21 protein-coding genes are annotated in these 24,748 nt (G+C 62.0%); 17 read left to right on the top strand and 4 right to left on the bottom strand.

Annotation, left to right across the window (positions count from 1 at the left end):
- Positions 1–6: 6 nt before the first annotated feature.
- Positions 7–966 (bottom strand): 2-dehydro-3-deoxygalactonokinase, encoded by a 960-nt coding sequence (locus E2K99_RS04805; RefSeq protein ID WP_039789116.1) that lies wholly within the window; start codon positions 964–966, stop codon positions 7–9.
- Between the two features lie 18 nt (positions 967–984).
- The gene (locus tag E2K99_RS04810) at positions 985–1,959 is read right to left on the bottom strand and encodes an aldose 1-epimerase (protein WP_134221509.1); all 975 of its coding nucleotides are present in this window, start codon (positions 1,957–1,959) and stop codon (positions 985–987) included.
- Positions 1,960–2,159: 200 nt separating this feature from the next.
- Here E2K99_RS04810 and E2K99_RS04815 point away from each other — a divergent pair, with 200 nt between their 5' ends.
- The 10 genes from E2K99_RS04815 to E2K99_RS04860 all read left to right on the top strand — a co-directional run bounded on the left by E2K99_RS04815 (position 2,160) and on the right by E2K99_RS04860 (position 14,352).
- Positions 2,160–2,345 (top strand): hypothetical protein, encoded by a 186-nt coding sequence (locus tag E2K99_RS04815; RefSeq protein ID WP_134221510.1) that lies wholly within the window; start codon positions 2,160–2,162, stop codon positions 2,343–2,345.
- 157 nt (positions 2,346–2,502) lie between these two features.
- Positions 2,503–3,474, top strand: coding sequence for an ABC transporter substrate-binding protein (locus E2K99_RS04820; RefSeq protein WP_039789112.1), 972 nt, complete (start codon positions 2,503–2,505; stop codon positions 3,472–3,474).
- A gap of 126 nt (positions 3,475–3,600) precedes the next feature.
- On the top strand, positions 3,601–5,151 hold the full coding sequence (locus tag E2K99_RS04825) for a sugar ABC transporter ATP-binding protein (protein ID WP_134221511.1): 1,551 nt from the start codon (positions 3,601–3,603) through the stop codon (positions 5,149–5,151).
- On the top strand, positions 5,148–6,227 hold the full coding sequence (locus E2K99_RS04830; RefSeq protein ID WP_039789111.1) for an ABC transporter permease: 1,080 nt from the start codon (positions 5,148–5,150) through the stop codon (positions 6,225–6,227). The genes E2K99_RS04825 and E2K99_RS04830 overlap by 4 nt, the downstream gene beginning before the upstream one ends.
- On the top strand, positions 6,224–7,246 hold the full coding sequence (yjfF, locus tag E2K99_RS04835; protein WP_134221512.1) for a galactofuranose ABC transporter, permease protein YjfF: 1,023 nt from the start codon (positions 6,224–6,226) through the stop codon (positions 7,244–7,246). The genes E2K99_RS04830 and yjfF overlap by 4 nt, the downstream gene beginning before the upstream one ends.
- A gap of 218 nt (positions 7,247–7,464) precedes the next feature.
- Positions 7,465–8,538 carry a multiple monosaccharide ABC transporter substrate-binding protein gene (gene chvE, locus E2K99_RS04840; protein ID WP_134221513.1) on the top strand — a complete coding sequence of 358 codons (1,074 nt, stop codon included), beginning with the start codon at positions 7,465–7,467 and terminating at the stop codon, positions 8,536–8,538.
- A 256-nt stretch (positions 8,539–8,794) separates the two neighbouring features.
- On the top strand, positions 8,795–10,351 hold the full coding sequence (gene mmsA, locus E2K99_RS04845) for a multiple monosaccharide ABC transporter ATP-binding protein (RefSeq protein ID WP_134221514.1): 1,557 nt from the start codon (positions 8,795–8,797) through the stop codon (positions 10,349–10,351).
- A gap of 83 nt (positions 10,352–10,434) precedes the next feature.
- Entirely contained in the window at positions 10,435–11,646 is a 1,212-nt protein-coding gene (gene mmsB, locus E2K99_RS04850) for a multiple monosaccharide ABC transporter permease (RefSeq protein WP_134221515.1), read from the top strand.
- Positions 11,647–11,742: 96 nt separating this feature from the next.
- Positions 11,743–13,500 (top strand): IlvD/Edd family dehydratase, encoded by a 1,758-nt coding sequence (locus E2K99_RS04855; protein ID WP_134221516.1) that lies wholly within the window; start codon positions 11,743–11,745, stop codon positions 13,498–13,500.
- Positions 13,501–13,566: 66 nt separating this feature from the next.
- Entirely contained in the window at positions 13,567–14,352 is a 786-nt protein-coding gene (locus tag E2K99_RS04860; protein WP_134221517.1) for an SDR family NAD(P)-dependent oxidoreductase, read from the top strand.
- 348 nt (positions 14,353–14,700) lie between these two features.
- On the opposite strand, the gene E2K99_RS04865 is transcribed toward E2K99_RS04860, so the two are convergent.
- Positions 14,701–15,642, bottom strand: a complete 942-nt coding sequence (locus tag E2K99_RS04865; protein ID WP_121044378.1) for a LysR family transcriptional regulator — start codon at positions 15,640–15,642, stop codon at positions 14,701–14,703.
- Positions 15,643–15,964: 322 nt separating this feature from the next.
- Between E2K99_RS04865 and E2K99_RS04870 the strand changes: the two genes are divergently transcribed.
- Both E2K99_RS04870 and E2K99_RS04875 read left to right on the top strand, forming a co-directional pair.
- Positions 15,965–17,104: a porin gene (locus tag E2K99_RS04870; RefSeq protein WP_134221518.1), complete on the top strand. Its 1,140-nt coding sequence runs from the start codon at positions 15,965–15,967 to the stop codon at positions 17,102–17,104.
- A 181-nt stretch (positions 17,105–17,285) separates the two neighbouring features.
- Complete coding sequence (locus E2K99_RS04875) at positions 17,286–18,167, top strand: SMP-30/gluconolactonase/LRE family protein (protein WP_134137214.1); 882 nt, start codon at positions 17,286–17,288, stop codon at positions 18,165–18,167.
- A gap of 46 nt (positions 18,168–18,213) precedes the next feature.
- Here the strand turns inward: E2K99_RS04875 and E2K99_RS04880 are convergent, their stop codons facing one another.
- On the bottom strand, positions 18,214–19,065 hold the full coding sequence (locus E2K99_RS04880) for an IclR family transcriptional regulator (protein WP_134221519.1): 852 nt from the start codon (positions 19,063–19,065) through the stop codon (positions 18,214–18,216).
- 362 nt (positions 19,066–19,427) lie between these two features.
- Between E2K99_RS04880 and E2K99_RS04885 the strand changes: the two genes are divergently transcribed.
- The 5 genes from E2K99_RS04885 to E2K99_RS04905 all read left to right on the top strand — a co-directional run bounded on the left by E2K99_RS04885 (position 19,428) and on the right by E2K99_RS04905 (position 24,719).
- Positions 19,428–20,705 (top strand): L-fuconate dehydratase, encoded by a 1,278-nt coding sequence (locus E2K99_RS04885; protein WP_121044366.1) that lies wholly within the window; start codon positions 19,428–19,430, stop codon positions 20,703–20,705.
- Between the two features lie 43 nt (positions 20,706–20,748).
- Positions 20,749–21,525: an SDR family oxidoreductase gene (locus E2K99_RS04890; RefSeq protein ID WP_134221520.1), complete on the top strand. Its 777-nt coding sequence runs from the start codon at positions 20,749–20,751 to the stop codon at positions 21,523–21,525.
- A 7-nt stretch (positions 21,526–21,532) separates the two neighbouring features.
- On the top strand, positions 21,533–21,886 hold the full coding sequence (locus tag E2K99_RS04895) for an L-rhamnose mutarotase (protein ID WP_121044363.1): 354 nt from the start codon (positions 21,533–21,535) through the stop codon (positions 21,884–21,886).
- A 192-nt stretch (positions 21,887–22,078) separates the two neighbouring features.
- The gene (locus tag E2K99_RS04900) at positions 22,079–23,635 is read left to right on the top strand and encodes a sugar ABC transporter ATP-binding protein (RefSeq protein WP_134221521.1); all 1,557 of its coding nucleotides are present in this window, start codon (positions 22,079–22,081) and stop codon (positions 23,633–23,635) included.
- 43 nt (positions 23,636–23,678) lie between these two features.
- Positions 23,679–24,719, top strand: coding sequence for an ABC transporter permease (locus E2K99_RS04905; RefSeq protein WP_121044357.1), 1,041 nt, complete (start codon positions 23,679–23,681; stop codon positions 24,717–24,719).
- Positions 24,720–24,748: the final 29 nt, after the last annotated feature.

Genomic DNA, 24,748 nt, shown 5'->3' on the forward strand with positions numbered 1-24,748 from the left:
GGGCGATCAGGCCAGCAGGCCGGCGTGCTGCGCCAGGATCCACAGGCCCGCTTCGGTGGCGGCACCGGCCTCGGCGGCCGGACCCAGTCCATACAGGTCCAGCGCCAGCTGGTAGCGGCGGCACAGGCCGGGGTCGCCGATCAGGACGATGGCCGGCGTGGTCGGATACAGGTTCTTCAGGGCGGCGATCTCGTGGCCGATCAACAGGCCCGAGAGATAGTCGGGCTGCGCCTCGGCCGCCAGTTCACCGGTCAGGCCCAGGGTGCGGCTGCTGAAGATGTTGGAGAGCACGCCGCTCTTGCCTTGTGCGGTCCTGGCCACGCCGGCACCGCGCAGGAAGGCTTCGTCATCGGCCACCTCCGGTTTTTGCATGGTGCGGCCCAGGATGGTGTGGCCGCACAGCGCGCCATAGACTTCGCCGGTCATGAAGGTATCGAAATGTTCGATGCGGCCCTCGACCACGCGCACCCACTTCGAGTGCGTGCCGGGCAGGCCGATCAGCAGCTCGCGCTCGGTACGGGTCTGCAGGGCACCGATGACCTGGGTCTCTTCGCCGCGCATCACATTGGGCAGGGCACCAGCTTCCAGCAGGCCGGGCACGATCCACAGCGGACGGCCGAGGCCGGTGTCGACTTCGGTCAGCTGGCTGCCGATCAGCGCGGGGGCCAGCGGCACGTTCAGATAGGCGGCTTCACGCCAGCCCTGCTTGCTGCCGACCATGCCGGCCGCGATCAGCGGGGCGGCGGGCGCGGCCTTGAGCCAGTCGCCGCAGGCGGCTTCCAGCGCGGCGCGGTAGGGGGCGTGGGCATCTTCGCCGTGGCCCACGGCCGGCAGGTTCATGATGCCCCAGGGATGGGCGCGGCGCTCCACCACCTGGCCGCTGCGATCGAAACGATAGCAGCGCAGCGAGGAGGTCCCCCAGTCGAGGGCAATCAGGGCGCAGTCTTGATTCAGTGCTTGGTTCATCGTCATTCTTTGCCGGCGTCAGCGCGCCAGGCTTGTCTGTTGGGTGGTGGCACGGACTGGCTCCTGGGCGATCTCGCAGACCGTGAAGCGGGTCAGCAGCACCATGTCTTCTCCCGGTGCCAGCGCGATCAGGCCGGGCTGGTTCGGCTGGTGGAAGGCATCGATGGGATGCGTGACCGGTTCCAGGCAGAAATACGGCAGGCCATTGGGGCGGAACATCAGTACATAGCCGCTGCGATCCGTGGTGTGCATCTGCAGGCGCAGGCCGCGTGCCGGATCCTCGATCATGGCCAGACCGTCCCAGCCTTCGAAGCAGTTGTCGATCAGGCCGCCTTGCAGCGAGGCGGCGCGGTTGTAGTCCCAGCCGCTCGGCAGTTCCCGCGAGAAACCGGTGGGGATGCGGTCCGGCCCGGAGAGCCATACTCCGCGCGAGCGGAATTGCAGGCGGGTTTGCGCGTCATGCAGGAAATACGGATGCAGGCCCAGTCCATAGGGCAGGGTCTCTTCGCCCGTATTGGTCACGCGCAATTCGATTTCCAGCGCGTTCTCGCGCAGGGTCAGCACCTGCCGCGCACGATAGACATAGGGGTTGCCGTCGCAGCGATGCGAATCCAGTTCCAGCGCCATGCGGTCGTCGGCCTGGGACACGATGGTCCAGGCCTGGCGCCAGCTGTCGCCGTGGATGGGATAGGGTTCGCCGGGGCGATTGGGGCTCAGCGGATAATGCTTGCCGTTGAAATCGAAGCCGCCACCGGTGATGCGGTTGGACCAGGGTAGCAGCGGGAAGCACGCGGTCGCGTACAGCGCGGCCGGGTCGGCACTCCAGGGGCGCAGCAGCGGCAGCCACTTGCGGTCACGTTGCCATTCCCAGCCGGCCAGTGCGCCGCCCAGCGTCGGCAGCACGTGCAGACGCTGGCGCCCTGATTGCAGGGTATGGATTTCCGGCAGCCCCTGGGCGCCTGCGGGTCGGGCATCGCTTGCTCGGGATGGCATGTTGTCTCGTGTCTTGTTATGGAGTGCTGCGTGCATCGTCGGCACAGGAACGCGTTGTCCATCGCGTCGTCCCCTATGGGGCTGTCTGAAGGCGTCGGCAGGAAGAAGGAGTTGGCTCACGTGGGTTCGCGCCCGGTCTTCATGCAGTGCGCTTCAAAAAAAATCTGGCTGATCCTATCACCGCCCTCCGATAGGGAATAATGAAAAAATCATCGCAAACGATATCAAAAATGCGCGCCGTCCGCAGTGAGGCAGGCAGTGATGCAGCATGCGTGGCCGGCATGCGCCAGCTCGATGCACAGGCGGGGCGCGCTGCCCCAACGATGTGCGAAACGATATCGAAAAACATTAAAAATTCATTGGATGCGAATTGGTCGCTTGCCTAATATGGAGCGCGAATCAAGGACGATCAGGGCTGTCCGCGATTCCAACCGCACCGCGCCGCTTCCAATCCATACCTACAAGTCCAACGCATTCCGGCGCAGCGCACCCCACGCATAGAACAAAGGGAAGTCCACAATTCCCTGTCAACGGAGACTGACAATGAATTCGAAGAGAAGAGCGCTTCTGGGCGCAGCCATTTGCATGAGCCTGGGTAGCGCCGTGAGCTTCCCCGCCTTTGCCGCCGACAAACCACTGACCATGGGCTTCTCCCAGGTGGGTGCCGAAAGTGAATGGCGCACCGCCAATACCGTATCGATCAAGGACGCCGCCAAGCAGGCCGGCGTCAACCTGAAATTCGCCGACGCCCAGCAGAAGCAGGAAAACCAGGTCAAGGCAATCCGCTCCTTCATCGCGCAAAAGGTTGACGTGATCGCCTTCTCGCCGGTGGTGGAATCGGGCTGGGAAACCGTGCTGCGTGAAGCCAAGGCCGCCAAGATTCCGGTCATCCTGACCGACCGCGCCGTCAACGTTTCTGACAAGTCGCTGTATGTCACCTTCATCGGTTCGGACTTCGTGGAAGAGGGCCGCCGCGCTGGCCGCTGGCTGCTGGACAAGGCCAAGTCCATGCCCGCCGGCGACATCAACATCGTCGAGCTGCAAGGCACCGTCGGTTCGGCACCGGCCATCGACCGCAAGGCCGGTTTCGAGGAAGTCATCAAGAGCGAACCGCGCCTGAAGATCATCCGCTCGCAGACCGGCGACTTCACCCGCGCCAAGGGCAAGGAAGTGATGGAAGCCTTCCTCAAGGCCGAGGGCAAGAAGATCAACGTGCTCTACGCCCACAATGACGACATGGCCATCGGCGCCATCCAGGCCATCGAAGAAGCAGGCCTCAAGCCGGGCAAGGACATCACCATCATCTCCATCGATGGCGTCAAGGGTGCCTTCGAAGCCATGATGGCCGGCAAGCTCAATGTCACCGTCGAATGCAGCCCGCTGCTGGGCCCGCAACTGATGCAGATCGCCAAGGACATCAAGGCCGGCAAGGAAGTCCCCAAGCGCATCACCACCGAGGAAGGCATCTTCCCGGCGGAAGTGGCGGCCAAGGAATTCCCGAACCGCAAGTATTGATGCCTGCATGACGGCAGCGCGCGCGCACTGGATTGCCCAGGGCGCGCGCGGTGCTGGTGTGGCCTGATGGGAGTGCGCAAGACGGCGCGCGCCCGTCAGGATTCCGATGCTTCTGATGGAGTTGCGATGACGATGTCTGTCGGGACGCAGGCGCGTCCCATGCTGGAATTGAGCGGTATCCACAAGGCATTCGCGGGCGTGAAGGCGCTCACCGATGTCGGCCTGCGGCTGTTCCCGGGGGAAGTGCATACCCTGATGGGACAGAATGGCGCAGGCAAGTCCACGCTGATCAAGGTCTTGACTGGCGTGCATGAACCCGATGCAGGCAAGATCGAACTGGGTGGCCGCGCCATTGCGCCGGCCTCTACGCTGGAGGCGCAGTCGCTGGGCATCAGCACGGTCTACCAGGAAGTCAACCTGTGTCCCAATCTCTCCGTGGCCGAGAACATCTTCGTCGGCCGCTATCCCCGCCGTTTCGGCCGCATCGACTGGAAGAGCGTGCATGCACAGTCGAAGCAATTGCTGCAGCAGCTGCAGATCGACATCGATGTCGGTGCGCTGCTGTCGTCCTATCCGCTGGCCATCCAGCAGATGGTGGCGATCTCGCGCGCGCTCTCGGTCTCGGCCAAGGTGCTCATTCTCGATGAGCCGACCTCCAGCCTGGACGAAGCCGAGGTCCAGCAACTCTTCAAGGTGCTGCGCCGCCTGCGCGAGCAGGGCATGGCGATTCTTTTCGTGACCCACTTCCTGGACCAGACCTACGACATCTCGGATCGCATTACCGTGCTGCGCAATGGCGTGCGCGAGGGCGAATACCTGGTCGGTGATTTGTCGCGGCTGGACCTGGTCAACAAGATGGTGGGCGTGACCGCCGTCGATCACCGCAAGGTGGAAGCGGGTGCCGAGGCACTGGCGGCAGGGCTGTCGGCCGATGAAGCTGGCAAGGACGAGGTGTTCCTGCAGGCCGATGGTTTCGGCCGGCGTGGCGTGCTGTCCCCGCAGGACCTGGAATTGCGGCGCGGTGAAGTCTTCGGCCTGTGCGGTCTGCTCGGTTCCGGACGGACCGAGATGGCGCGCCTGCTGTTCGGTGCCGACCGCGCCGATTGCGGGCAATTGCGCATCGAAGGCCGCAGCGTGAAGCTCGACAATCCGCGCGATGCGATTGCGGCGGGCATCGGTTTCTGTTCGGAGGATCGCAAGAAGGAGGGCGCGATCCTCGAACTCTCCGTGCGCGAAAACATCATCCTGGCGCTGCAGGCGCGCCAAGGGTTGTTCCGCGTGCTGCCGCGCAAGCGCCAGAACCGGATCGCCGCCGATTACGTCAAGTGGCTCGGCATCAAGACCGCCGACCTGGAAACGCCCATCGGCCTGCTCTCCGGCGGCAACCAGCAGAAGGCCTTGCTGGCACGCTGGCTGGCCACCGATCCGGGCATGCTGATCCTGGATGAACCCACGCGCGGCATCGATGTGCGGGCCAAGCAGGAGATCATGGATTTCGTCATCGCCATGTGCCGCAAGGGCATGTCCATTCTTTTCATTTCCTCGGAGATTCCCGAGGTCCTGCGCTGCAGCGACCGCATGCTGGTGCTGCGTGACCGCCGCGCCTGCGGCGAGTACCGTCGCGGTGAGCTCGATGAGCAATCGGTCTTGCAGGTGATCGCGGGAGAGGCCGCATGAGTGCATCCATGGATTCCAAACTGATTCCCGACAGCGCCGCCAGCGGCAGCGCGCCGGCTTTTGCAGCACTGCTGCGTCACCCGCTGGTGCGTCCCCTGGCAGCGCTGGCCTTGCTGCTGCTGATCGATTTCCTGCTGGTGCCGGGCTTCTTCAAGCTGGAGATCAAGGACGGCCACCTGTATGGCGCACTGATCGACATCATCAACCGTGCCGCCCCGCTGATGCTGGCGGCGCTCGGCATGACGCTGGTGATCGCCACGCGCGGGGTGGACATTTCGGTGGGCGCGGTGGTGGCCATCTCGGGTGCCGTCGCGGCCGTTCTCATCGGCGGCAAGATGGTGGTGGTCAATGGTGTCTCCGAATACGTCAGCAACGTACCGATGGTGTGGGCACTGTGCGCGGCGATGGGTGCGGCACTGCTGTGCGGAGCCTGGAACGGCTTGCTGGTAGCCGGTCTCGGGCTGCAGCCCATCATCGCCACGCTGATCCTGATGGTAGCCGGACGCGGGCTGGCGCAGCTGCTCACCGATGGCCAGATCGTGACGGTGTATTACAAGCCCTTCTTCTTCCTGGGCGGTGGCTACCTGTTCGGCTTGCCGTTCTCGCTCTACATCGCCGGGGCCATGTTCCTGCTGCTGGCATTGCTGATGAAGAAGACCGCGCTGGGGCTGTTCATCCAGTCGGTCGGCATCAATCCGGTGGCGTCGCGCCTGGCCGGCATCCGTACTGCCGCGCTGATCTTCTTCGTCTACATGTTCTGCAGCGCCTGCGCCGGACTGGCAGGGCTGATGATCGCCTCCAACATCAAGAGTGCCGACGCCAACAACGCCGGCCTGTTGCTGGAACTGGATGCGATCCTGGCCGTGACCCTGGGCGGCACCTCGCTGGCCGGGGGCAAGTTCAGCCTGGTGGGCAGCGTCATCGGTGCGCTCATCATCCAGACGCTGACTTATACGATCTATTCGCTGGGGGTGCCGCCGGAAGTCAATATGGTGGTCAAGTCCATCGTGGTGTTCCTGGTCTGCCTGTCGCAGTCGCCGGAATTCCGCCGCATGTTGAGGATGTCCAAATCATGATGCTTGCTTCTTCCTTGCGGCGCGCTTCGCACGCGCCGTGGTTCACCTCCATGGTTACGGTGGCGCTGCTGGTGCTGATGCTGGTCATCGGGGCGTTTGGCTACGATGGCTTCCTGTCGCCGCAGGTGATGCTGAACCTGCTGATCGACAATGCCTTCCTGCTGGTGGTGGCCATCGGCATGACCTTCGTCATCCTCTCCGGCGGCATTGACCTCTCCGTCGGGTCGGTGCTGGCGCTGACCACCATGGTGGCAGCCTTCCTGCTGCAGAACTGGCACTGGCCGCCGCTCCTGGTGATCGCCACCGTCCTGCTGATGGGCGCGGGCTTCGGTGCGGCGATGGGCGCGATGATCCATTACTTCAAACTGCAGGCCTTCATCGTCACGCTGGCCGGGATGTTCCTGGCGCGCGGGCTGTGCTACCTCATCAGCATCAATTCCATCACCATCGATGAGCCGCTGTTCGTGGAACTGTCGCAGTCGCGGCTGGAGTTGGGCGGATTGTTCATCTCGCCCAGCGTGGTCATTGCCCTGATCGTGCTGGCCGTGGCGATCTGGATGGCGCATGGCACCCGCTTCGGCCGCGCCGTCTACGCCATCGGGGGCAGCGAGAGCTCGGCGCTGCTGATGGGCTTGCCCGTCGGACGCACCAAGGTTCTGGTATATGCCTTCAGCGGATTCTGTGCATCGGTGGCGGGTGTGCTGTTCTCCTTCTACATGCTTTCGGGGTACGGGTTGCATGCGCAGGGCGTGGAACTGGACGCGATTGCGGCCGTGGTCATCGGCGGCACGCTCCTCACCGGCGGCTATGGTTACGTGGCGGGAACACTGACCGGCGTGCTCATCCTTGGCGTGATCCAGACCCTCATTGCCTTCGATGGCAGCCTCAGTTCCTGGTGGACCAAGATCTTCATTGGCGCGCTGCTGTTCGTCTTTTGCGTCGCGCAGCGTGTCATTTCCCTGGGAGCTCTGCGCGGCAAATCGGCTGGATCGGCGAAAGCCGCTCCAGTCGCGGCTTAGGCGGGATTTTTTAAGCTTAATTAAGATAACTTTACATAGAGGGAGTTATACCGAAAAACATATCCATTACGCTCAAAAAATCATTAGAAATGTATTGGTAAAGCAATTAATGTAGAGCCCGCAAAACAGTTGCTCTGCATGACATTCATCAGAAATCACGGCGCTGTTTTAGATAACTACAACACGCCATTCCAACAATGAGACTGGAGACTCGAAGCATGAAAATCAAATCCGTAATGAGCGGTATTGCCCTCGGCCTGGGCGTCACCCTGATGTCCATCAGCGCCCAAGTGAGCGCACAGAGCAAGCAGCTGGTCGGTGTGGCCATGCCCACCAAGTCTTCGGCCCGCTGGATCGCTGACGGCAACAACATGGTCAAGGTCCTGAAGGAAAAGGGCTACCAGACCGACCTGCAATACGCGGAAGACGACATCCCCAACCAGCTGTCCCAGATCGAGAACATGCTGACCAAGGGCGCCAAGGTGCTGGTGATCGCCGCCATCGACGGCACCACCCTGACCGACGTGCTGCAGAAGGCCGCCGACAAGGGCGTCAAGGTCATCGCCTATGACCGCCTGATCCGTGGTTCCAAGAACGTCGACTACTACGCCACCTTCGACAACTTCCAGGTCGGCGTGCTGCAGGCACAATCGCTGGAAAAGGCCCTGGGCCTGAAGGAAGGCAAGGGTCCGTTCAACATCGAACTGTTCGGCGGTTCCTCGGACGACAACAACGCCTTCTTCTTCTACAACGGCGCCATGTCGGTCCTGAAGCCCTACATCGACAGCGGCAAGCTGGTGGTGCGTTCCAAGCAGATGGGCATGGACAAGGTCGCGACCCTGCGCTGGGATCCGGCTACCGCCCAAGCCCGTATGGACAACCTGCTGTCGGCCTTCTACACCAACGCCAAGGTCAACGCCGTGCTGTCCCCGTATGACGGCCTGTCCATCGGTATCCTGTCCTCGCTGCGCGGCGTCGGCTACGGCAGCCCGCAACAGCCGTTCCCGTATGTCTCGGGTCAGGATGCGGAAGTGCCTTCGGTCAAGTCCATCATCCGTGGCGAACAGTACTCCACCATCTTCAAGGACACCCGCGAACTGGCCAAGGTCACCGTCGGTATGGTTGACGCCGTCCTGGGTGGCAAGCAGCCCCAGATCAACGACACCAAGACCTACAACAACGGCGTGAAGGTCGTGCCTTCCTACCTGTTGAAGCCGGTCGTGGTCGACAAGTCGAACTGGAAGGAAATCCTGGTGGGCAGCGGTTACTACACCGAAGCACAACTGAAGTAATCCTTTGATGTAACACGCGGGCGGCCGGCATCTCCGCGCTGCCACCGCCCGCAGTCAAGCTGAAATACGGAACGATCGCAGCACTGCAACACCCACTAAAAACAACAAGCAACAATACGCAAGAAGAACAGCATGGTCCCGCTCTGTGCGGGACTAATTCTTTCAGGCAGTCGCGCTTGCCCCACCGCAACGCGCAAGAGACAAACAAGTCCGGCTACGTGATCCACGCAAGCCCGGCAAATGAGAGGTCAGCATCATGAGCAACATTCTGGAAATGCGCGGCATCGAGAAAAGCTTCCCGGGTGTGAAGGCGTTGAACAACGTCAACCTGGCCGTGCGCGAAGGCGAGATCCATGCGATCGTCGGTGAAAACGGCGCCGGCAAATCCACGCTGATGAAGGTGCTCTCGGGCGTCTACCCGCACGGCAGCTATTCCGGCGATATCGTCTACAAGGGTGAGGTGCGTGCCTTCAAGGATATCCGCGACAGCGAACACCTGGGCATCATCATCATCCACCAGGAGCTGGCGCTGGTGCCGCTGCTGTCGGTGATGGAAAACCTGTTCCTCGGCAACGAGCAAGCCCGCGGCGGCGTGATCGACTGGGAACACTCCTACGTGCGCGCCAAGGAACTGCTGGCCAAGGTCGGTCTGAAGGAATCCCCGCTGACCAAGGTTGGTGACCTCGGCGTGGGCAAGCAGCAGTTGATCGAGATCGCCAAGGCGCTCTCCAAGGAAGTCAAGCTGCTGATCCTGGACGAGCCGACCGCCAGCCTCAATGAAAGCGACTCCGATGCGCTGCTGGAACTGCTGCTGGAACTGAAGCGCCAGGGCATCGCCTCGATCCTGATCTCGCACAAGCTCAACGAAATTTCCAAGGTAGCCGATTCGATCACCGTGCTGCGCGACGGCACCACGGTCGATACCTTCGACTGCCGCGCTGAACCGATCAGCGAAGACCGCATCATCCAGCACATGGTGGGCCGCGAAATGGCCGACCGCTATCCGCAGCGCGATCCCAAGATCGGCGACGTGATTTTTGAAGTGCGCGACTGGCGTGTACACCACCCGCTGCACTCGGACCGCTTGGCCATCAAGGACGTCAACATGACCGTGCGCGCCGGCGAGATCGTCGGCATCGCCGGGCTGATGGGTGCGGGCCGTACCGAACTGGCCAAGAGCATCTTCGGCCGTGCCTACGGCAAGAAGATCACCGGCCAGGCCTTCCTGCACGGCAAGGAAGTGGACCTGTCCACCATCGAGAAGGCCATCGACAAGGGCATCGCCTACGTCACCGAAGACCGCAAGGGCGATGGCCTGGTGCTGGAAGAAGACATCAAGAAGAACATCTCGCTGGCCAATCTGGGCGGCGTTTCCGAACGCACCGTCATCGACGAGGCGCGCGAGTACAAGATTGCTGCGGATTTCAAGCAGCAGATGCGCATCCGCTGTTCCAGCGTGCTGCAGAAGGTGGTCAACCTCTCCGGCGGCAATCAGCAGAAGGTGGTGCTGTCGAAGTGGCTGTTCTCCCAGCCGGAAGTGCTGATCCTGGATGAACCCACGCGCGGCATCGACGTCGGTGCCAAGTTCGAGATCTACAACATCATCAGCAAGCTGGCGGCCGAGGGCAAGTGCATCATCATGATCTCCTCGGAAATGCCGGAACTGCTGGGCATGTGCGACCGCATCTACGTGATGAACGAAGGCCAGTTCGTGGGCCACCTGCCCAAGGCCGAGGCCACGCAGGAAAGCATCATGCGCGCCATCATGCGCAACAAGCGCATCGATGACCCGGGCCTGTCGCAAGCCGCCTGAACACCCATTATCAAGCCGGAGCCAAACCGGCAGCATCACCCATAAAGTCCATCAAGACCAGAGAGCACCCGAGGAGCAAGACAATGGAGAGCATTGACATGAGCAAGAAACCGGCCGTCGCCAGCGGCGCCGTCGAAAAGAAGGACTACGGCAGCTTCCTGAAGAACAACATGCGCGAATACGGCATGCTGATGTCGCTGGTGGCCATCATGGCCTTCTTCCAGATCATGACCGACGGCACGCTGATGCGTCCGCTGAACCTGACCAACCTGGTCCTGCAGAACAGCTACATCGTCATCATGGCGCTGGGCATGCTGATGGTGATCGTGGCCGGCCACATCGACCTGTCGGTGGGCTCGGTGGTGGGCCTGATCGGCGCACTGGCCGCCGTGCTGATGGTGGACTACGGCTGGGGCTTCGTGCCGGCCTCCATCGTCTGCCTGATCGCCGGCGCCCTGATCGGCGCAGCGCAGGGCTACTGGATCGCCTACTTCAAGATCCCGTCCTTCATCGTCACCCTGGCCGGGATGCTGGTCTTCAAGGGCATGGCGCTGGCGCTGCTGCAAGGCCAGTCCCTGGGCCCGTTCCCGCAGACCTTCCAGATGCTGTCCTCGGGCTTCATTCCTGAGCTGACCGACAACACCACTTTCCGTACCACCTCGCTGGTCGTGGGCATCATCGCCGCCGTGGTGCTGATCCTGGTCAAGCTGCATGGCCGCCGCAAGCAGACCAAGCATGGGATGGAAGATGAACCGGCCATGTTCTTCCTGCTCAAGAACGGTGTCTTTGCCATCGCCATCATCGCCTTCAGCTACCTGCTGTCGACCTATCGCGGCATGCCCAACGTGCTCATCATCATGTTCGGCCTGATGGTGCTCTACACTTTCATCACCAGCCGCACCACCCTGGGCCGCCGCGTCTACGCCGTGGGCGGCAATGAGAAGGCAGCCAAGCTGTCGGGCATCAAGACCGAGCGCGTGTCCTTCTTCACCTTCGTCAACATGGGCGTGCTGGCCGCACTGGCCGGCCTGATCTTCGCAGCGCGCCTGAACACTGCCACCCCCAAGGCTGGCCTGGGCTTCGAGCTGGACGTGATTGCAGCCTGCTTCATCGGCGGCGCATCGGCTTCCGGCGGCGTGGGCAAGGTCATGGGTGCAGTCATCGGCGCCTTCATCATGGGCGTCATGAACAACGGCATGTCCATCATGGGCATCGGCATCGACTACCAGCAGATGATCAAGGGCCTGGTCCTGCTGATGGCCGTCTGCTTCGACGTCTACAACAAGAACAAGTAATCCGGATCAAGCAAGGCGGGCCTGGCGCCCGCCTTTTGCATTCGGGTGCAAGCGTTTTTCGAGATCCTTCGTTTTCTGTCATTCGGGAATTCAACAATGAGTAGCGACAAAAAAGACAAGAGCCGCACCCTGCGCTCGGCCGGCTGGTTCGGTACCGCCGACAAGAACGGTTTCATGTACCGCAGCTGGATGAAGAACCAGGGCATCCCCGACCACGAGTTCCAGGGCAAGCCGGTCATCGGCATCTGCAACACCTGGTCGGAACTGACGCCCTGCAACGCCCACTTCCGCAAGATCGCCGAACACGTGCGTCGCGGCATCATCGAAGCCGGCGGCTTCCCGGTGGAATTTCCGGTGTTCTCCAACGGTGAATCCAACCTGCGCCCGACCGCCATGCTGACCCGCAACCTGGCCAGCATGGACGTGGAAGAATCGATCCGCGGCAATCCGATCGACGGCGTGGTGCTGCTGACCGGCTGCGACAAGACCACCCCGGCCCTGCTGATGGGCGCGGCCAGCTGCGACGTGCCGGCCATCGTCGTCACCGGCGGCCCGATGCTCAACGGCAAGCACCAGGGCCGCGACATCGGTTCCGGTACCGTGGTGTGGCAATTGTCGGAACAGGTCAAGGCCGGTGAAATCACCATCCACGACTTCATGGCGGCCGAGGCCGGCATGTCGCGTTCGGCCGGTACCTGCAACACCATGGGCACCGCCTCCACCATGGCCTGCATGGCCGAGTCGCTGGGCGTGTCGCTGCCGCACAATGCGGCGATTCCGGCCGTTGATGCGCGCCGCTATGTTCTCGCGCACTTGTCCGGCATGCGTATCGTCGACATGGTCTGGGAAGGCCTGACCCTGTCCAAGATCCTGACCCGCAAGGCCTTCGAGAATGCGATCCGCACCAACGCCGCCATCGGTGGTTCCACCAATGCCGTGATCCACCTGAAGGCCATCGCCGGCCGCATCGGTGTCGACCTGGAACTGGAAGACTGGACCCGCATCGGCCGCGGCACCCCGACCATCGTCGACCTGCAGCCCTCGGGCCGCTACCTGATGGAAGAGTTCTACTACGCCGGCGGCCTGCCGGCCGTGCTGCGCCGCCTGGGCGAAGCCGACCTGCTGCCGCACAAGGATGCCCTGACCGTCAACGGCCGGACCATGTGGGACAACGTCAAGGACGCGCCGATCTACAACGATGAAGTGGTGCGCCCGCTGGCCAAGCCGCTGATCGAGGATGGCGGCATCTGCATCCTGCGCGGCAACCTGGCACCGCGCGGCGCGGTACTGAAGCCGTCGGCGGCTACGCCTGAACTGATGAAGCATCGCGGCCGCGCCGTGGTCTTCGAGGACTTCGCGCACTACAAGGAACGCATCAACGATCCTGATCTGGACGTCGATGCCAGCTGCGTGCTGGTGATGAAGAACGTCGGTCCCAAGGGTTATCCGGGCATGGCTGAAGTGGGCAACATGGGCTTGCCGCCCAAGGTGCTGGCTACCGGTGTGAAGGACATGGTCCGCATTTCGGATGCGCGCATGAGCGGTACCGCCTACGGCACCGTGATCCTGCACGTGGCGCCGGAAGCGGCTGCCGGCGGTCCGCTGGGCATCGTGCAGGATGGCGACTTCATCGAACTTGACGCCTATGCCGGCAAGCTGCAGCTGGACATCAGCGAAGAAGAGATGCAGCGCCGCCTGGCCGAACGCGCCAAGGTGCTGGCCGAACGCAAGCCGGAGATGGCCGGCGGTTACCAGTCCCTCTACGTGGACCGCGTGCTGCAGGCTGACGAAGGCTGCGACTTCGACTTCCTGGTCGGTTGCCGTGGCGCGGCCGTGCCCAAGCACTCGCACTGATCTTCTTCCCGTCATCATGATGCCGGTGCCGCGCTGTGCGCGCGCACCGGCCTGCAAGGAAACCTCATGAGCAATACTCCCCAGAACGTGCAACTGGCAAACTTCCCCAGCCTCAAGGGCAAGCGCGTCTTCATCACCGGCGGCGGCACCGGCATCGGTGCGGCCATCGTCGAAGCGTTTGCGCAACAAGGTGCGCATGTGGCCTTCGTCGATATCGCCACCGAAGCCAGCGAAGCACTGTGCAATGACATCGCGGCAGCCGGTCATCCCAAGCCGCTGTTCCGTCATTGCGACCTGCGCGACATTCCCGCCTTCCAGGCGACCATCGCCGAGCTGCAAGGACAGCTCGGCGACTTCGACGTGCTGGTCAACAATGCCGCCAATGACCAGCGCCACAAGCTGGAAGAAGTGACGCTGGAATACTGGGACGACCGCATCGCCATCAACCAGCGTCCGTCCTTCTTCGCCGTGCAGTCGGTGGTGGAAGGCATGAAACGCCGTGGCGGCGGTTCCATCATCAACTTCAGCTCGATCAGCTGGCACCAGTCCGGTGGCGGCTTCCCGGTCTATACCACGGCCAAGGCCTCGACCCTGGGCCTGACCCGTGGCCTGGCGCGCGACCTCGGTCCGCACAAGATCCGCGTCAATACCGTGACACCGGGCTGGGTCATGACCGAACGCCAGATCAAGCTGTGGCTGGATGAAGAAGGCAAGAAGGCGATCGCCCGCAATCAGTGCCTGCAGGGTGACCTGCTGCCCTGGCACCTGGCGCGCATGGTGCTGTTCCTGGCGGCGGACGACAGCGCGATGTGTACCGCGCAGGAATTCATCGTCGACGCCGGCTGGGTGTGAGCGGGTTGACGAAGCGCGTCTGCGCTGCGGACCAGAAAGAGTCGCCCAATGGCGACTCTTTTTTTTTGCGCAAATTTTGCGCAAACGCCAAAAGAGTGTCGAAGCGGGAAGAGAAGTGAGGCCGTTTCAGAAAAAAGCTGTATGACAGCTTGAAAAAACTTAGTTTTTTACCTGCCTGAAGTGTTGTTTTTTTGCCGCGTTTTTTTAAAGTTTTGCGTCGCGTGAATTCAGTTTTGTTCCGGCGATTCCGGCCGTTTTCAGAGAGGCTTACGCTTCCTTACATTTCTTAATAAAACTCGGCGCAGGAAACCGACCCCGGCATGGCACATGCCCGGGCAGGCGGGGGAATCAGTAAATCATTTTCGCCACTTCTCGGATGGACTGCAGCACCAGGTTGGCCCCGGGCGAGAGCAGGTTGTCCTGGCGCGTGATGATGCCGAAGCCGGCCATGCGGCAGGGCAGTTCGATGGGCAGGATGTCCATCAGGCGGGCCTGGGTGTAGTAGCGCGCCACTTCGGTGGGCATGGCGTAGATGAAATCGGTCTGCTGCAGCAGGCTCGTGATGAACAGGATGGCGGTGGTGTCGACCACGTTGGAGGGCGGCGCCAGGCCTTGCTCGCGGAACATCTGGTCGCAGCGCGCGCGCAGGATGCTGCCCTTGGGCGCCATGATCCAGGCCTCGCCGGCGAGGTCGGCCAGGGTCAGGTCGGTACGGGTGTGGAAGGGATGTCCCACCCGCGCCACGGCGCACACCGGCTCGTCGGCCAGCTCTTCATAGAGCAGGCCGCCACGGGCTTCCTCATCCAGGATGCGGCCGATGATGAAGTCCAGCTCGCCGTGCAGCAGGCGCGAGAGCAGGATGTTGCTGCTTTCCACTTCAACGCCGATGCGCAACATCGGGGCTTGTTCCTTGACCCGCGCGATGGCCGGCGGCAACAGGGCCATGCCGGGCGAGAGGATCACGCCCACATCGACCTGGCCGGACAGGCCGGACTTCAGGGCCACGATGTCCTCGTGCGCCTTGGACAGGCTGGTCAGGGCCATGCGCGCATGGCGGATCATGGCCTCGCCATAGATGGTGGGCCGCATGCCGCGCGGCAGCCGCTCGAACAGGGACACGCCCAGCATGTCTTCGAGGTCCTTGAGTTGCTTGGAAGCAGCCGGCTGCGTCATGTTCAGCTCGCTGGCGGCGCGGTGGATGTTGCGGGTGTCGTCGAGAGCGATCAGCAGCAGGAGCTGACGGGTCTTCAATCGCGCCCGCAGAAACCAGTTCGGGTCACTGTTTTTCATAAGTCTCCGGGGACGGTTTTCTAAATTTTTTCAATCGTTTTTTTATTAGGAATTGATGATATCAAATCGCATATCGGAATTGCTAAAGATTTCATTGGAAAGACATGAACTGAATACTTAGTATCTAGCCACATTCCGGGCTGTACAGGAGACAACCAGCACAGCAGCGGGATGAAAGAGAAGAAGGTCGGGCAGCATCAAAAACAACAAGTTGGGAGACTGTCAGGAGTCCGTCAGGATCCAGGGGTCTGAAGTGCAACGCTGCACGGCCAAGCCCACCGACGAAAAAAATTTTAAACGGCAATATCCACGGAGACTATTCATGAAGCAAGTGAAGCCATCCTTTATTGGAGCAAAGACCCTGTGCGCGCTCGCGCTGATGGGTGCGTTCTCGGCACAGGCGCAGGCGCAAAGCAGTGTCACCATTTACGGCCGTGTTGTGGCCGGCGTCGACTTCCAGACCAATGCCGGTACCAACGGTCAAGGTTCCAAGTGGAGCGCAGCCAACAACCAATGGGGCACCAGCATGATCGGCTTCAAGGGCACGGAAGACCTGGGCGGCGGTACCAATGCCTTCTTCCTGCTGGAATCCGGTTTCAACTCGACCAAGGGCGGGTTCAACGGTTCCGATACCAGCAACGGTACCGCGCTGTTCAATCGCCGTTCTTACGTCGGCCTGTCCTCGGCAACCGCTGGCTCCGTCAAGTTCGGCAAGAACCTGTTCATCAACAACGACGTCTGGTATCTGGACCCGACCGGTCAGCAAGCCATCGGTACCTCGACCCTGGTCAATGGCCGCAACTGGCCTGGCGCGTCGAACATCATCGAGTACAACAGCCCTGACATGGGTGGTTTCACCGTCAATCTGCAGACCAGCCTGGGTGAAAAGCCGGGTTCGTTCAATGGTGGCGTGCCCAACGCTGGTACCAGCGATGGCCGCAAGGATGGCATCTCGCTGGCCTACCAGAAGAACGGCCTGGAACTGCGCGCGATCTATGACGTAGTCCGCGATGCCAATGGTAACTACGATGACCTGTGGAAACACTCCAAGGAGCTGATCCTGGGTGGTACCTACAAGTTCGACAAGCTGAAGATGTTCGTCGGCTATGAGAATCTGCGTGCTCCGAACGCTGCGGCTGGCGCTCCGGACCGGGCCAACCACTACTGGATCGGTGCCAACTATGACGTGACCTCGCAACTGCAACTCGTGGGCGCATGGTTCCACGTCAATGCCAACAACGCTTCGGTCAATGCGGCTGGCGTGGGTAATGGCGGTGGTACGTCCAACCTGTACATGGCTGGTATCAATTACTTCCTGTCCAAGCGTACCCTGTTGTACGTTGATGTTGGCACCGTGCGTAACGGCACTGGCGCTGGTCACGTCCTGGAAAACGGCGCCGACAACGGCGTTTCCGGCCTGAAGCAGACCGGCGGTTACTTCGGTATCGCCCACTCGTTCTGATGCAACGAACAGCAGTAATGTAATCCTTCCTGAGGTGGTCTTGATGTAGTTGAGGGTGGGCGCAAGCCCACCCTTTTTTGTCTTTGTGGCAGACGTTTCCGGTATCTGCCGCAGTCGTGCAAAACAATTTATATTGTTTATCTTGTTTATTTCATTTTCTTGATTTGCAGGCGGAACCCCGATGAATGCGCAATTGCTGGTCGATGGACATCATGAACTGGGCGAAGGAGTACTCTGGTGCGAGCGCTCGCAGACGGTCTTCTGGACCGACATCCACGCCTCCCGCCTGTGGAACCATGATCCGGCCAGCGGTGCCACGCGCAGCTGGAGCATGCCGGAACGCCTGTGCTGCTTTGCCTTCACGGCCGATGCCCGGCGCCTGCTGATCGGGCTCGCATCGCGTCTGGCCTTCTTCGACCTGGACACCGGCAGCATCAGCCCGATCTGCCGCATCGAAGATGACCTGCCGACCACGCGGCTCAACGATGGCCGTTGCGATCGCCAGGGCCGTTTCGTCTTCGGAACATTGAATGAGGACGCAGGCCGTGACCCCATCGCCAGCTTCTATCGTCTCAATGCCGACCTCAGTCTGGAGCGCCTGGCGCTGCCGGGCATCGCCATTTCCAACAGCATCTGCTTCAGCCTCGATGGCAAGCTGATGTATCACTGCGATTCCATGGCCGGAAAGATCATGGTGTGTGATTACGACACCGACAGCGGCGCGGTCAGCCATCAGCGCGTCTTCGCCGATCTGGCGCAGCAGCCGGGCGGCCCCGACGGGTCGACCGTCGATGCGGAGGGGTACCTGTGGAATGCCCAGTGGGGTGGTGCGCGCGTGGTGCGCTTCGCGCCCGATGGCAGCATTGACCGCATCGTCGAAGTGCCGACGGCGCAGCCGTCCTGCGTGGCTTTCGGCGGGGCGGCCTTCGATACCTTGTTCGTGACCACGGCGCACGAAGGCATGAGCGCCGAACAGCGCGCGCAAGACAAGCTGGCCGGTGGCTTGTTCAGCGTGCCGCATCCCGATGTGCGCGGCTTGCCTGAAGTGCGTTTCGCCGGCTGAGGCGTGGGGCTTTCGCTCCCCACGCCATCCTTTCATCGGGTCCGCTTCAGGACCCGAAACTCGAATCCCCCATCAGCCGCGACAGCCGTGCCGAGATTTCCTGAACGATGCCTTGCACCTCGTCCAGGCTGGGATTGACCTTCTTGTCGATGCGTTCGATATAGGGCACGTTCAAGGCCGCCAGCATGCGGTTGTTGGCTCCCATCACCGGATAGGACAGGTTGACCACGCCGCGGATCTGCCGGCTTTCCATGCGCGAGTGGCCGCGTTTGCGCGTGTCCTCGATCTGGCGTATCAGCTGCGCCGTCCCGATTTCCTGTTCGCCATCCATGCGCACGTGCGCGGCCAGCATGCTGGCGCGTTCGGCTTCATCGCGGAAGGCCAGCAACACGTGGCCGGATGCCGTGTCAGTCAGGCTCACCAGCGCCCCGACCTTCAGTCCGAACGCCCAGCGTTCGGGACTGTCGACCTGCGCCACCACGATCACGCGGCCCGCTTCGTAGACCGTCAGGTGGGTGGACTGCATGGAGCGATTGGCCAGCTCGCGCATGTGGGGCAGGGCGGTGCTCACCAGCGAGCGGATCGGCTGATGATGATGGGCCAGCTCAAACAGTTTCAGCGAGAGCCGGTAATGGTCGTTGTCGGCCACCAGGTAACCGCGCTGTTCCAGCGTGACCACCATGCGGAAGATTTCATTGACGCTGCGTCCCAGTTGCCGCGAGATCTGGTTCAGGGTCAGCATCTGTTCCGAGCGACTCAGCAACTCCAGGATATCCAGGCCCTTGTCCAGCGCCGGCGCGGCGTAGCGCGTCTTGCCGGCAGCGCTGTCCTCTTCGTGGTCGGCGGCCGTCTGCACGGCGGTAGCCTCGGCGGGATTGAGTTTGCGGGTTCTGGGCATGGCGTTTTCCGGGTGCGACAGGGGACGATAGATCGCAAAAGCAGGCTTTTCTGGGGCCGGATTGTAGGGGATTTTGATGAAAAATCCATTTTATTCGTAAAATAATTTTTCATGCATGATCTCTTGACCTCGCCTCGTCATCCCAAAATCGATATCGGTCAGGTCCGAAACTTCATCGGACTGGCCCCGCAATGGGAGGATAATCAAGGTTATGCTCTGGCACTCACAGATGAAATGATATTTTACTTGTGAGGAAAAACAAAAGAGGGGCCTGGCCCCGGAGACGATCACCCCAGGCTGTCCGCCACGGATGGCCAGCCGATTGCGGCACGCCACCGCAGCGGCATCCACGCTAGAGACCGATGACCAAGATTACTGCCCTGCGCGTGCTGGACGTACGCTTTCCCACTTCGCAATCGCTGGATGGGTCGGATGCAATGAATCCGGATCCGGATTACTCCGCCGCCTACGTCATCCTCGATACCGACAATGAGCAACTGAAGGGCCACGGCCTGACCTTCACCATCGGTCGCGGCAACGAGATCTGTTGTGCCGCCATCCGCGCCATGGAGCACCTGGTGGTGGGCCTGGACCTGGACTGGATCGCCGCCGACATGGGCCGCTTCTGGCGTCACGTCACCTCTGACAGCCAGCTGCGCTGGATCGGTCCGGACAAGGGCGCGATCCACCTGGCCACCGGCGCAGTGGTCAATGCCGCCTGGGACCTGTGGGCCAAGGCGGCCGGCAAGCCGGTGTGGAAGCTGGTGGCTGACATGTCGCCCGAGGAACTGGTGCGCACCATCGATTTCCGCTACATCACCGATTGCATCACCCCGGATGAAGCACTGGCCCTGCTGCGCGAAAAGGAAGCCGGCAAGGCCGAACGCCTGCGCATCCTGGAACAGGAAGGCTATCCCTGCTACACCACCTCGGCCGGCTGGCTGGGCTATGACGACGCCAAGCTGCGCCGCCTGTGCCAAGAAGCCATCGATCAGGGCTTCAACTACGTCAAGCTCAAGGTCGGCCGCGACCTGGAAGACGACAAGCGCCGCGTGCGCATCGCCCGCGAAGTGCTGGGCCCGGACCGCAATCTGATGATCGATGCCAACCAGGTGTGGGAAGTGGATCAGGCCATCGACTGGGTCAATGAATTGGCCTTTGCGCAACCCTGGTTCATCGAGGAGCCGACCAGTCCGGACGACGTGGAAGGTCACCGCAAGATCCGCGCCGGCATTGGTGCGGTCAAGGTCGCCACCGGCGAGATGTGCCAGAACCGCGTGCTGTTCAAGCAGTTCATCATGCGCGATGCCATCGATGTGGTGCAGATCGATTCCTGCCGTCTCGGTGGCGTCAATGAAATCCTGGCCGTCATGCTGATGGCCGCGAAATATGGCAAGGTGGTCTGCCCGCATGCGGGTGGCGTGGGCCTGTGCGAATATGTGCAGCACCTGTCGATGATCGACTACCTGTGCATCTCCGGCAGCAAGGAAGGACGCGTGACCGAATATGTGGACCACCTGCACGAACACTTCGTCGATCCCTGCGTGATCCGCAATGCGGCCTACATGCCGCCCAGCCTGCCGGGGTTTTCGATCGAAATGAAGCCCGCTTCACTGGAGCAGTACCGCTTCCGGGGTTGAGACTGCATCCACCACGACAAGATGAACGAAAACGGAGACTGATGTGGATTTGAACCTGCAAGACAAGGTCGTCATCGTGACCGGCGGCGCCTCCGGCATCGGCGGCGCGATCAGCCTGCAACTGGCCGCCGAAGGCGCGATTCCCGTGGTGTTCGCGCGCAGCGAGCCGGACCCGCAGTTCTGGACCCGCCTGACCGGCCTGCAGCCGCGTGCCGCGCTGTTCCAGCTGGAATTGCAGGACGAGGCGCGCTGCGGCGAGGCCGTGGCCGAGACCGTGCGCCGCTTTGGCCGTCTCGATGGTCTGGTCAACAATGCCGGTGTCAATGACAGCGTGGGCCTGGACGCGGGGCGCAATGAGTTCGTCGCTTCGCTGGAACGCAACCTGATCCACTACTACGTGATGGCGCATTACTGCGTGCCGCACCTGAAGGCCACGCGCGGCGCGATCCTGAACGTCTCTTCCAAGACGGCCCTCACCGGCCAGGGCAACACCAGCGGCTATTGCGCCTCCAAGGGGGCGCAGCTGTCGCTGACCCGCGAATGGGCTGCCGCCTTGCGTGATGACGGCGTGCGCGTCAATGCACTGATTCCGGCGGAAGTGATGACCCCGCTCTACGAGAAATGGATTGCCACTTTCGAGAATCCACAGGAGAAGCTGGACGCCATCACCAGCAAGATCCCGCTCGGCAAGCGTTTCACGACCTCCGAGGAAATGGCCGACATGGCCGTGTTCCTGCTCTCGGGCCGCTCCTCGCATACCACCGGGCAGTGGGTGTTCGTCGATGGGGGCTATACCCATCTCGACCGCGCCCTGACCTGAGGCCGCCATGCGTACCGTGCTGGCCCTCGATCTGAAAGATGATCCCGCGCTGATCGCCGAGTATGAACAGCACCATCAGCGCATCTGGCCCGAGATCGCCGCCCATTTGCGCCGACAGGGCGTGACCGGGATGGAGATCCATCGTCTCGGGACGCGCATGGTGATGGTGATGGAGACCGATGATGCGGTGTTCGACGCCGCCGCCATGGCAGCGGCCAGCGAGCGTGATCCCAAGGTGCAGGCGTGGGAAGCGCTGATGTGGCGCTTCCAGGCCGCGACACCGTGGACGCCGGCCGGAGAGAAGTGGGTGCCGATGACGCGCATCTTCGATCTGTCCGCGCAGGAAGACGGAAAAGATTAAGTTTCCATTGCAGCAGAGTTTAGTTTTTGCAAATCGCTTTCTAAGTTTTTCGCAAGGCGGTACAGTAGGTAGCAGCAGGTAGCAGCAGGCAGCACGCAAGACCGTAGTCCCCGAACAGCAGCGACCGCAGAGTCGCGCAAACGATGGCCAGGACCTGTTCCGGCCAGCACTGCATCCGCATCCGAGGTGAGCATGCAACAAGAACACGAGACACAAGTCCGCGCAGCGGCATCGGCATCGGCTACACCGCTGATCGCCCTGCGCAATGTCAGCAAGCGCTTTCCCGGCGTGCTGGCGCTGGACAATTGCCAGTTCGAACTGGTGGCCGGTGAAGTCCACGCCCTGATGGGCGAGAACGGTGCCGGCAAATCCACGCTGATGAAGATCCTCTCCGGCGTCTACCAGCGCGACAGCGGCGACATCCTGCTCGACGGCAAACCGGTGGAGATCGCCGAGCCGCGCCAGGCGCAGGCCTTGGGCATCGGCATCATCCATCAGGAACTGAACCTGATGAATCACCTGTCCGCTGCGCAGAACATCTTCATCGGCCGCGAGCCGCGCAAGGGTTTCGGTCTCATCATCGACGAAGAGCAACTGAACCGCCAGGCCGCCGCCATCTTCGCCCGCATGCGGCTCGACATGGATCCGCGCACGCCGGTCGGCGACCTCACCGTGGCGCGCCAGCAGATGGTGGAAATCGCCAAGGCGCTGTCCTTCGACTCGCGCGTGCTGATCATGGATGAGCCGACCGCCGCGCTCAACAACGCCGAAATCGCCGAACTGTTTCGCATCATCCGCGACCTGCAGGCGCAGGGCGTGGGCATCGTCTACATCTCGCACAAGATGGACGAACTGCGCCAGATCGCCGATCGCGTCAGCGTCATGCGTGATGGCAAGTACATTGCCACCGTGCCGATGCAGGGCACCTCCATGGACACCATCATTTCCATGATGGTGGGCCGCGCGCTCGATGGCGAGCAACGCTTGCCGCCCGATACCTCCGGCAATGAAGTGGTGCTGGAAGTACGCGGTCTCAATCGTGGCCGCGCCATCCGCGATGTCAGCTTCAAACTGCGCCGGGGCGAGATCCTCGGTTTCGCCGGCCTCATGGGGGCGGGCCGTACGGAAGTGGCGCGCGCCATCTTCGGTGCCGATCCGCTGGAGTCGGGCGAGATCATCATCCACGGCGGCAAGGCCGTGATCCGCCAGCCGGCCGATGCGGTGGCGCATGGCATCGGCTACCTGTCGGAAGACCGCAAGCATTTCGGATTGGCCGTGGGCATGGACGTGCAGGCCAACATCGCACTCTCCAGCATGGGCCGTTTCACCAAGGCCGGCTTCATGGACCAGCGCGCGATTCGTGAAGTGGCGCAAGGCTATGTGCGCCAGCTGGCCATCAAGACCCCCTCGGTGGAACAGCAGGCGCGCCTGCTCTCCGGCGGCAACCAGCAGAAGATCGTGATCGCCAAGTGGCTGCTGCGCGACTGCGACATCCTGTTCTTCGATGAGCCCACGCGCGGCATCGACATCGGTGCCAAGAGCGAAATCTACAAGCTGCTCGATGCACTGGCCGAGCAGGGCAAGGCCATCGTGATGATTTCCTCCGAACTGCCCGAGGTGCTGCGCATGAGCCATCGCATCCTGGTGATGTGCGAAGGCCGCGTGACCGGTGAACTGGCGCGCGCCGATGCCACCCAGGAAAACATCATGCAACTGGCCACGCAGCGCGAATCGGCCGTGGCGCAATAAGCGTCACCGGGCTTCCAGACATTACAAGAGAGACAGACCGATCATGGCAAACCAAATCCACTCCGCCCCTTCCGCATCCACCATGGCCAACACCGCTTCCCCCTCGGGCCTGCGCGCCCGCCTGTTCAATCCGGCCGCACGCCAGAAGCTGCTGGCCTTTGCCAGCCTGCTGCTGATGATCCTGTTCTTCAGCTTCGCCTCGCCCAACTTCATGGAGGTGGACAACCTGGTCAGCATCCTGCAGTCCACCGCCGTCAACGGCGTGCTGGCCATTGCCTGCACCTACGTCATCATCACCTCCGGCATCGACCTGTCGGTGGGCACCATGATGACCTTCTGCGCCGTCATGGCCGGGGTGGTGCTGACCAACTGGGGCATGCCGCTGCCGTTGGGCATCGCTGCGGCGATCTTCTTCGGGGCGCTCTCGGGCTGGGTTTCCGGCATGGTGATCGCCAAGCTCAAGGTGCCGCCCTTCATCGCCACGCTGGGCATGATGATGCTGTTGAAGGGCCTGTCGCTGGTGATCTCCGGCACGCGCCCGATCTACTTCAACGATACCGAGGGCTTCTCGGCCATCGCCCAGGATTCGCTGATCGGTGACCTGATTCCCTCGCTGCCGATTCCCAATGCGGTGCTGATCCTGTTCATCGTCGCCATCGGTGCCTCCGTCATCCTCAACAAGACGGTGTTCGGCCGCTATACCTTTGCCCTGGGCAGCAATGAGGAAGCACTGCGCCTGTCGGGCGTGAAGGTGGATTTCTGGAAGGTCGCGGTCTATACCTTCTCGGGGGCCATCTGCGGCATCGCCGGCCTGATCATCGCCTCCCGCCTGAATTCGGCGCAGCCTGCGCTGGGCCAGGGTTACGAGCTGGATGCGATTGCCGCCGTGGTGATCGGCGGCACCTCGCTCTCGGGCGGAACCGGCACCATCCTGGGCACCATCATCGGTGCCTTCATCATGAGCGTGCTGGTCAACGGCCTGCGCATCATGTCGGTGGCGCAGGAATGGCAGACCGTGGTGACCGGCGTGATCATCATCCTGGCCGTGTATCTTGACATCCTGCGCCGTCGCCGCCGCGCCTGAAATGATTTCTTCGTAGCAATGCAAGCCCC

This window comes from Herbaspirillum huttiense (assembly GCF_004367745.1).
GTDB classification, from domain to species: domain Bacteria; phylum Pseudomonadota; class Gammaproteobacteria; order Burkholderiales; family Burkholderiaceae_D; genus Herbaspirillum; species Herbaspirillum huttiense.